General features: G+C 44.4%; 2 protein-coding genes and 5 tRNA genes. 5 read left to right on the top strand and 2 right to left on the bottom strand.

The window, feature by feature from the left end:
• The coding region (locus WB308_RS07375) for an amino acid permease (RefSeq protein WP_424190475.1) at positions 1 to 894 on the bottom strand (894 nt) is incomplete at its 3' end.
• A 229-nt stretch (positions 895 to 1,123) separates the two neighbouring features.
• On the opposite strand from WB308_RS07375, the gene WB308_RS07380 reads away from it, so the two are divergent.
• The 5 genes from WB308_RS07380 to WB308_RS07400 all read left to right on the top strand — a co-directional run bounded on the left by WB308_RS07380 (position 1,124) and on the right by WB308_RS07400 (position 1,657).
• Positions 1,124 to 1,201, top strand: a tRNA-Pro gene (locus WB308_RS07380).
• Between the two features lie 55 nt (positions 1,202 to 1,256).
• A tRNA-His gene (locus WB308_RS07385) sits at positions 1,257 to 1,333 on the top strand.
• Positions 1,334 to 1,386: 53 nt separating this feature from the next.
• Positions 1,387 to 1,463: transfer RNA gene (locus WB308_RS07390), tRNA-Arg, on the top strand.
• Positions 1,464 to 1,474: 11 nt separating this feature from the next.
• A tRNA-Arg gene (locus WB308_RS07395) sits at positions 1,475 to 1,551 on the top strand.
• A 21-nt stretch (positions 1,552 to 1,572) separates the two neighbouring features.
• Positions 1,573 to 1,657: transfer RNA gene (locus WB308_RS07400), tRNA-Leu, on the top strand.
• 157 nt (positions 1,658 to 1,814) lie between these two features.
• Here the strand turns inward: WB308_RS07400 and WB308_RS07405 are convergent.
• On the bottom strand, positions 1,815 to 2,252 hold a 438-nt coding region (locus WB308_RS07405), incomplete at its 5' end, for a hypothetical protein (protein ID WP_424190477.1).

Consider the following 2,252-nt stretch of genomic DNA (forward strand, 5'->3'; position numbering starts at 1 on the left):
GGCGGCAAAGGGTTCATTTACTTTATACAGCGCAAACGCAAGGGCATCGGGAACATTCAGTTCTTGGTAGGGGACAATGGCGGTAAGGGTAAAGCTTACAAGGATAAAAAAGACAACGCTAAGAGCCAACGAGAGCATTAAGCCTAACGGAATATTACGGGTGGGATTTTTTGTCTCCTCCGCTACCGTACTGATCGCGTCAAATCCGAGATACGCAAAAATAATCAGAGCGGCTCCATGCCAAACCCCTTCCCATCCGAACGGGAAAAAGTCGGCGAGATTATTAAAATCGACGTGGGGAAGGCCAACCACGACAAACGTCACAAGAACGGATAGTTTAATCAAGACAATAGCCGTATTGACCTTTGCACTCTCTTTGATCCCGATCGCCAGAAGGACGAAAATAGCTAAAATGATCCCGAATGCACTGATGTCGATATACGTTCCGGCACCGGGGTTATACGCACCGCTAAGAGCCAAAGGTATTTCTATTCCCATGCTGTTTTCTAAAAAACGGCGCAAATAACCCGACCATCCGGTCGCCACGGCTGCGGTAGCCACTCCGTATTCCAGCAGCAGATTCCACCCGACAAACCACGCGAACACTTCACCCAGCGATGCGAACGTAAAACTGTAGGCACTTCCCGCTACCGGATAAGCCGAGCTAAGTTCCGCATAAATGAGTGCCGTAATACCGATCATAACGGCACCGAGTAAAAACGAGAGGACAATAGCGGGCCCCGCCATCGTCGCTGCCGCTTGACCGGTAATAACAAAGATACCGGCTCCGATAACTGCTCCGACGCCGATGAAAGTAACGTCCATCAGCCCCAGTCGGCGCTGGAATTCCCCGTTTACGCCGGACATGTCTTTTTTACGAAAATACTTCTTCATTCTTTTTTTGCACCTCATCCTCAAGCAATATATTCTGATACAACCGTAGTAGTAATAATAAGTCCCGATTATACATTAATTTCAAGTTGGTTCCTTCATCAAATCCCTTTTTTACAACGTTTCTGCCGAAACCATTACGATTATAAACACGTCTCTTGACAATATTCTTGCTTTCCGATATAATTTCGCCTCACTAATTGAGCTCACTTGGGTTAGATTAGATGAAGGTCGGGGCGTAGCTCAGTATGGTTAGAGTACTTGGTTTGGGACCAAGGGGCCGGAGGTTCGAGTCCTCTCGCCCCGACCATGTTTTTTTCTTTTTGTATCTTTTTTTCAAACACAGATTCTTTATTACGTGAATGGTGGAATTAGCTCAGTCGGTTAGAGCATCAGGTTGTGGTTCTGAGGGTCGTGGGTTCGATTCCCATATTCCACCCCATTTGTTTCTGGTTTGAAACTCCTTTGATACACGATATTTTAGAAGGTGATTGTGCGTTCGTAGCTCAACTGGATAGAGTAACGGACTTCGGATCCGTAGGTTATAGGTTCGAACCCTATCGGGCGCACCATATAGTCTTTCGCGTCCTTAGCTCAGCTGGATAGAGCAATGCCCTTCTAAGGCATCGGTCAGAGGTTCGAATCCTCTAGGGCGTACCACCTTAGACTTTTTTTTGTTATGCGGACGTGGTGAAATTGGTAGACACGCCAGACTTAGGATCTGGTGCCTCACGGTGTGAAGGTTCAAGTCCTTTCGTCCGCACCACCTATAAACTTCCATTTTATTGGCTCTTCTTCCTCAAATGCTATGCAAAAGTTCAACCAAAATTTTCCAATGTCCATTTAACAATCAAGTCCAACACACGATCAAGCTAATGAAATTTAGCAATGCTCGGCAAAGCGCCAAGCATTAGGAATAGAGATCAGTTTTTCGCCAACTCTTTATTTTTGATCAATTCTTTAAAACGAGGGTCTGTAATGACATCATTAACTAGCTTTTGGACAGCAGGAAGATAGGAACGTTGCATTTCACTACAAGCAGAATATGCTGTAAAACTTGATTCATAATCGTATCGAGAAGACTTTTCCAACGTTTTGCCATTAGAAGATGTCAATTTCAAAGTATGTTCCCAATAAGCATTACCAAGAACCGTACTTCCATATACATTTTCAAGATTACCTGATAAAACTACTGTTGATTTTGGGTCCAGCATATCCCCCATTTCCAATTCAACAGCTAAAGCATCCTCAACATATTTAGCGAATGTCATGCCATCTGGTGTACCTACAGGCGTGGCCAAACGGCACATAACTTTTGATTCACCTTCGTTTTTAGCTTTAAAAGCTGAAATATTTACTGT

Source organism: Sulfuricurvum sp. (genome assembly GCF_049587615.1).
Lineage (GTDB): Bacteria > Campylobacterota > Campylobacteria > Campylobacterales > Sulfurimonadaceae > Sulfuricurvum.